At 46.6% G+C, this 5,482-nt stretch carries 5 protein-coding genes; 1 reads left to right on the forward strand and 4 read right to left on the reverse strand.

Going from position 1 to position 5,482, the window contains the following annotated elements; translation table 11 throughout:
* Nucleotides 1-635: 635 nt before the first annotated feature.
* A complete protein-coding gene (locus tag LDL18_RS08645; protein WP_296508776.1) occupies nucleotides 636-2,105 on the forward strand; it encodes a carbohydrate porin in 1,470 nt (489 codons plus the stop codon).
* A gap of 72 nt (nucleotides 2,106-2,177) precedes the next feature.
* Here the strand turns inward: LDL18_RS08645 and LDL18_RS08650 are convergent, their stop codons facing one another.
* The 4 genes from LDL18_RS08650 to LDL18_RS08665 all read right to left on the reverse strand — a co-directional run bounded on the left by LDL18_RS08650 (nucleotide 2,178) and on the right by LDL18_RS08665 (nucleotide 5,398).
* Nucleotides 2,178-2,888 (reverse strand): VIT family protein, encoded by a 711-nt coding sequence (locus tag LDL18_RS08650; protein WP_011241589.1) that lies wholly within the window; start codon nucleotides 2,886-2,888, stop codon nucleotides 2,178-2,180.
* Nucleotides 2,889-3,272: 384 nt separating this feature from the next.
* The gene (locus LDL18_RS08655) at nucleotides 3,273-3,416 is read right to left on the reverse strand and encodes a hypothetical protein (protein ID WP_296508779.1); all 144 of its coding nucleotides are present in this window, start codon (nucleotides 3,414-3,416) and stop codon (nucleotides 3,273-3,275) included.
* Between the two features lie 217 nt (nucleotides 3,417-3,633).
* On the reverse strand, nucleotides 3,634-5,058 hold the full coding sequence (locus LDL18_RS08660) for an MFS transporter (protein ID WP_296508781.1): 1,425 nt from the start codon (nucleotides 5,056-5,058) through the stop codon (nucleotides 3,634-3,636).
* A 49-nt stretch (nucleotides 5,059-5,107) separates the two neighbouring features.
* Entirely contained in the window at nucleotides 5,108-5,398 is a 291-nt protein-coding gene (locus tag LDL18_RS08665) for a hypothetical protein (protein WP_296508782.1), read from the reverse strand.
* Nucleotides 5,399-5,482 lie beyond the last annotated feature (84 nt).

Below are 5,482 nucleotides of genomic sequence, written 5' to 3' on the forward strand. Positions count from 1 at the left end.
TTCCCCCTAAAAGCGAACCGTTTAAGTGGTGCGCCCCGTCGGTGTGAAGGCCTTCTATGCATTTCAAACCTACCTTGCAAGCAAAAAATTCACTTTTCTGTAATCTTTCTTATAACTACCTGTTTTTTCTATCTTTTTTCTAAAAAACACACAACAAAACTAACGCCCTCACAAAACCAAAAGCTAAAACCAAACCTGAAAACTTAGCACCAGTACAAAACCAAAACGCTAAAATCACCATTTTGCTGATCTAAAACATCCTAGGCGGGTCGAGATGTCATAGGATTGAAACCGGACAGGCATAATTACTCGCATGCCTGAATAGCCATTTTTGACTTACCCCTCATCTGTCAGATAATTGTGACAGGCGGCATTCGCTCAAAATCAAGTTAAAGAATCAGCCTCTAAGGACATAAAAATCGCCCTGCTAGCAGTCTGTTGCGTAACTTATTCCTCTGACAGCGTTTCCCAATAGCAGTGACAGCGTTTCCCTGTGGACGATAGGTTAACATAGGCGTTAAGGTTCAAAATAATAAAATAATAAATATTAAGAGAGGTTGTTTCCAATGAAAGGCTTTCATCTTTTTCGAAAAAAGATGTTGAGAGCCATGGGCCTTTTATGCGCCGGGGTATTTATGCAGGCTTTTGAAGCTTCTGCAGCGATCCCACCTGCTCCCGATGTCAATTTTGGTGTTACCCCTGATCCTGAATATGATGATGGTGTTCCACCCGATATAGAGGCTGATCCGCTTCCTGCCGGAGCAAGAGCCAGTCCGGTTTTTGGCAATAAAGCATCGCTTCTTTCCCAGCACCGCAAAAAAGAACAAGAAGAGGCAGACAAAGAAGTCATCCCTAGCCCCAAAAAGCATCTTCAATGGCTTATCAATGCGGGTGTTACCCCTCAATTGACCTATACGGCGGAATCTGCGGCAAACCCAGTTGGTGGTATTCGTCATGGATCGGCTTACTCTGCCCAGCTTATGATGGGTTTAGACCTTGATACAGATCGACTTGTCGGCCTGAAAGGCGGGACTATTCGTTTTTATGTCACCAACCGTCACGGGCAAAATCTTGCGAACACAGCGATCGGGAATAATACGTCTGTTCAGGAAATCTGGGGTACTCAAAACACCCATTTGGCTGAATTTACGTGGAACCAAAAACTATTCAATAACCGCTTAGAATTAGTCGCGGGTAGGATGTCCGGTAACGCAGGCGCGTTCTTTTCATCCTCGATTTACTGTAACTTCCAGTCGAACTCGGCCTGCGGTAACCCGACCATGATTTTTAAGGATAGTAACTTTACCTATTGGCCAGCATCGGCTTGGGGTGGCTACTTCAAAGCATGGATAACGCCGAAAATTTATTTTGAAGGCGGTGCTTTCGAAGTCAACCCTTACCGGAAACGTGCCAATGATGACGGTTTCACCTTTTCGATAAAACATGCAACCGGTGCGATGGCACCATTCGAATTGGCCTATACGACCAATTTTTCTAACGACAAATTACCGCGGACTTATCGTATTGGTGGATGGTATGATGGCGGTGATTATACGGATCCATTGCTGGATGCGAATAGAAAATATGCGGTCATGACAGGTGACCCTTATGCGACCTTGAATGGACGTGGCGGTATTTTCTTCCGTTTTGATCAGATGATCTGGCGACCGAATATGAACAGCGAACGAGGCTTGACGGTTTTTGGTGTGGCGATGAAAAATGTTGCCGGACGGGTAGCCGAAGATCATTTTTTAGAAATTGGTTTCGTCCAGACCGGTACGTTTAAAGGTCGAGATAAAGATGTGCTGGGTTTTATGATCAACGATCAGCGCATGAGCAAATGGACAATTGATAATATTCTTGTCGCCCGGACTTCAGCCGGAGGATCAAGACATGTTCCCCGTGATGAAATCATGATGGAATTGACCTATGGCGCCCAAATTTCAAAAGCTTTTAGGGTCTCTCCGAACCTTCAATATATTATCAATCCAGATCAGATCGCCGAACCTTTTCGCACAAAGAACATCAAAAATACTTTTATCGTCGGTTTAAAATTTACTTTGGATGTCCTTTCCCACTTCAATATTGCACGCAATCCGAATTAAGATTTTTAATAAGGACAGTTTATTTATCCCAAAGGCCGCTTTTATTCGGCGGCCTGGGTGTTTATCCCTTTATTAAACCTGCGTTCCAAAAAAGGAGCCGATGGCAGCCGTTCCTATCATCGCCAAAGCACCACAAAAGGTAACGCGTAAAGCGGCTTTAGGGACATTCGCGCCGCCGAGATGCGCTCCAACCATCCCAAGAACGGCAAGGCATAGGATTGAAATCAAAGAAATCGTTATATTGATGATTTCTGGTGGACTAAATAAAGCGGTCAGAAAAGGCACAATAGCGCCGCCAGAAAAAGAGATCGCCGAAGCTAAGGCTGCCTGAACAGGGCGAGCAATCAAAGAATCGGTTAGCCCCAATTCATCCCTCAAATGAGCTTCCAAAGCATTATGCGCCATAAGCTGTTCTGCGACTTGAAGGGCAAGCTCTCGGTCTAGTCCTCGTTCGACATAAATTTCAGCCAATTCATGTTTTTCGGCATGTGGATTAGCCTTTAATTCAGCATGCTCCCGCGCGACATCGGCCTGTTCCATATCATGCTGTGAGCTGACAGAGACATATTCACCTGCTGCCATCGATAAAGCGCCAGCAATCAGCCCAGACATTCCAGCCAATAAAATATTACCAGAACTGCCATGCGCGCTAGCCACGCCGATCATCAGACTGGACGTTGACAAGATGCCGTCATTGGCTCCCAACACAGAAGCGCGGAGCCACCCCATCTGTCTTATAACATAATGCTGCACAGGCGTTGATATCTCATCAGAATCGACCATAAAATACGCGTTTCTTGTTACTGAAAATATTATCGAAGATAATAACAGCTAGAGAATATAACAGAAAATAATTTCTTTCATAATCTTAAAAAGAAAAATAATAATAGGTCGCCAATAATGAAATTACGATCAAAAAATTATAGTAATAATCAATATCAAATTCTAATTTCTTAAAGACAATCTTCTTGAGATGGCCTCCCTTCCCGCATGAAAATCTATTTCAGAGTAGGATAGCTACATTTCAGAATTATCTTTTTTAGGTTTCAATTCAGTAAATCGCCAAAAAAAATAGAAACGAACGTCTTTCACTTAGCCATCAGAAAAATGCATTCGATCACAATATGGTCAAATTCAGAATCATTGCTGTGAGACTATATGGTTCGTTTAAACTTCTACGTCTGTAATTTGGGATTCATAGATACGGCCTGTCATCATAACAGGAATATCAACCGCATCCACCGTGACGCCTGCCCTAATTCCCGTAGCCAGCTTGACCGCCCTATAGCCTATCCGCCAAAATCGCACCATCAACCTAAAAACAAGGTTCAAGGCGGAAGCGCAGTGGCGGATAGGATAGGCTGTCCGCGAGCATCTGTTGTCAGGACGGTTGGTGCGGGTCTTGGAAGATTGGTATCCTCGATTTCCTGGCTATCACTTTTATTATCTCAATCGTCGACAACAGAAGCCGGCATTCAATGTGCTTGTCGATGCGATGCCTATGGCTGACCTATAAAAGAGAAATATCTCATGCTGAAACTTCATATTCGCTATTGTTCTTACGATTGGCTGGCAGGATAAAAATCGCGGTCAGCGCGAGACCCAAAAGATTCATCACAGCCGCACCGATAAAGACAGCACTGATTTGATGGCTCATTTCTACTGGAGCCGTCAGGCGGGGATTGGCTCCAGCAGCGAAAACCACAATCAACGCACTCAGGCCAATCGATCCACCCAATTGGTGGGCAACATTGACAAGACCCGATACGGCACCTTGATCATGTATTTCAACGCCACGCACAGCCGAAGCGGTCATGGGTGCCATTGCCCCACCATTACCAATACCGATCAACACCATCGGCAAACCAAGCTGCCAGAATGAAGCATCGTTGCTCGCACTAGCCAACCAGAACAAGCCGAGGCTAATCAAGAACAGCGATCCCATGAGCATGGGGATATTACCGATGAGACGAGTGACGCGTGGAATGGCTATAGCGGCGACGAACTGAACCAACGTCATCGGCAAAAAACCAAGACCCGCTTGCAACGCAGAATAGCCTAGCACTTGCTGCATGAACTGTGTTCCAAAAAAGAAAAAGGACACGATGGAACCGACACACAGCATGCGCGTCAGACAGGCCGCAGATCTCTCACGGCTGTATAGGAGATGCATAGGCAAAACGGGGACATCTACCCGTCTTTCATGCCACACAAAAAAGGAAATAACGACAGCCGATGAAAAGAGCGTTGCAAGTGTCACTCGATCAAACCAGCCGGCATCCGCCGCGTTAACCAGACCATAGACAAGCAGACCGACACCCATAGTCGATGTAAAGGCGCCCATAAGGTCGAAGTGACCCTTGATACGATCACTTTCGGGAATATAGCGCGTAATGCCAAACCACAGGCCGATACCGATCGGGATATTGACCAAAAAGCCAATCCGCCACGATAGCAGGTCTGCGAAGATACCCCCTAGCACAACAATGCCAAGGCTTGCGCCCGCTCCGGCGACGACAGAATACCATGCCAGCGCCCGCGTGCGTTCGCTATCTTCGGGAAAGGTGGTTGAAATGATCGCCAGAACGCTCGGTGCCAAGATTGACGCACCCACGCCCTGCACCGTCCGTGCAGCAATCAACTCCCAAGATGACTGGGCTATACCAATCACAAAAGACGCGACCGTAAAAAGAACGACACCCACCTTTAAGATACGCTGGCGACCAAAGGTATCCCCTAAGCGTGCGGACAAGAGCAGGAAGCCACCAAAAAAAAGCAGATAGGCATTCTGCACCCATGTTTGCGAGACCGGACTCATCTTCATCGTTTTTCCGATTTCCGGCATGCCGGTATACACGATAGAAAGGTCTAGCAGGATCATCAAATAGGCAGTCAGCACCACGCCAAGAATGATGTTCCTTGTGTTCGGCCGCGCTGAGGCGTCAAATGCCATAAGATCGCCTTCAAAAATAGCTTAACCTCTAGTCACAGGGTCTATAGTCTCATTTCTGACCACTCACCGCATCAGCATATTGAGTGTCTGTGACTTTTTCCATCCACGTCACCGACTTGCCGTTCTGACCTTCGGCAATAGCCACATGGGTCATGGTCTCGTTCGATGCCGCGCCATGCCAATGCTTCACCTCTGGTGGAATCCAGACGACATCACCGAGAGCAATAGCCTTTGCACACTGTCCCCATTCCTGCACAAGGCTCAAAGCATGCCATATTAGAATAATCAGAGCGTTCGGCTTGGTATGACTAGAGAGATTGGGGTGGTGTAAAAAAGGCAAAAAAAAGCCGTTAGCTGAGGGCTAACGGTGTTGGTTGCGGGGGCAGGATTTGAACCTGCGACCTTCAGGTTATGAGCCTGACGA

Source organism: Zymomonas sp., from assembly GCF_020216885.1.
Classification (GTDB): domain Bacteria; phylum Pseudomonadota; class Alphaproteobacteria; order Sphingomonadales; family Sphingomonadaceae; genus Zymomonas.

Bases quoted from the DNA above. Each gene is read 5' to 3' on its own strand.
- LDL18_RS08645 (WP_296508776.1), top strand. From the start codon at position 636: ATGCAGGCTTTTGAAGCTTCTGCAGCGATCCCACCTGCTCCCGATGTC.
- LDL18_RS08655 (WP_296508779.1), bottom strand. From the start codon at position 3,416: ATGGTGCGATTTTGGCGGATAGGCTATAGGGCGGTCAAGCTGGCTACG.
- LDL18_RS08650 (WP_011241589.1), bottom strand. From the start codon at position 2,888: ATGGTCGATTCTGATGAGATATCAACGCCTGTGCAGCATTATGTTATA.
- LDL18_RS08660 (WP_296508781.1), bottom strand. From the start codon at position 5,058: ATGGCATTTGACGCCTCAGCGCGGCCGAACACAAGGAACATCATTCTT.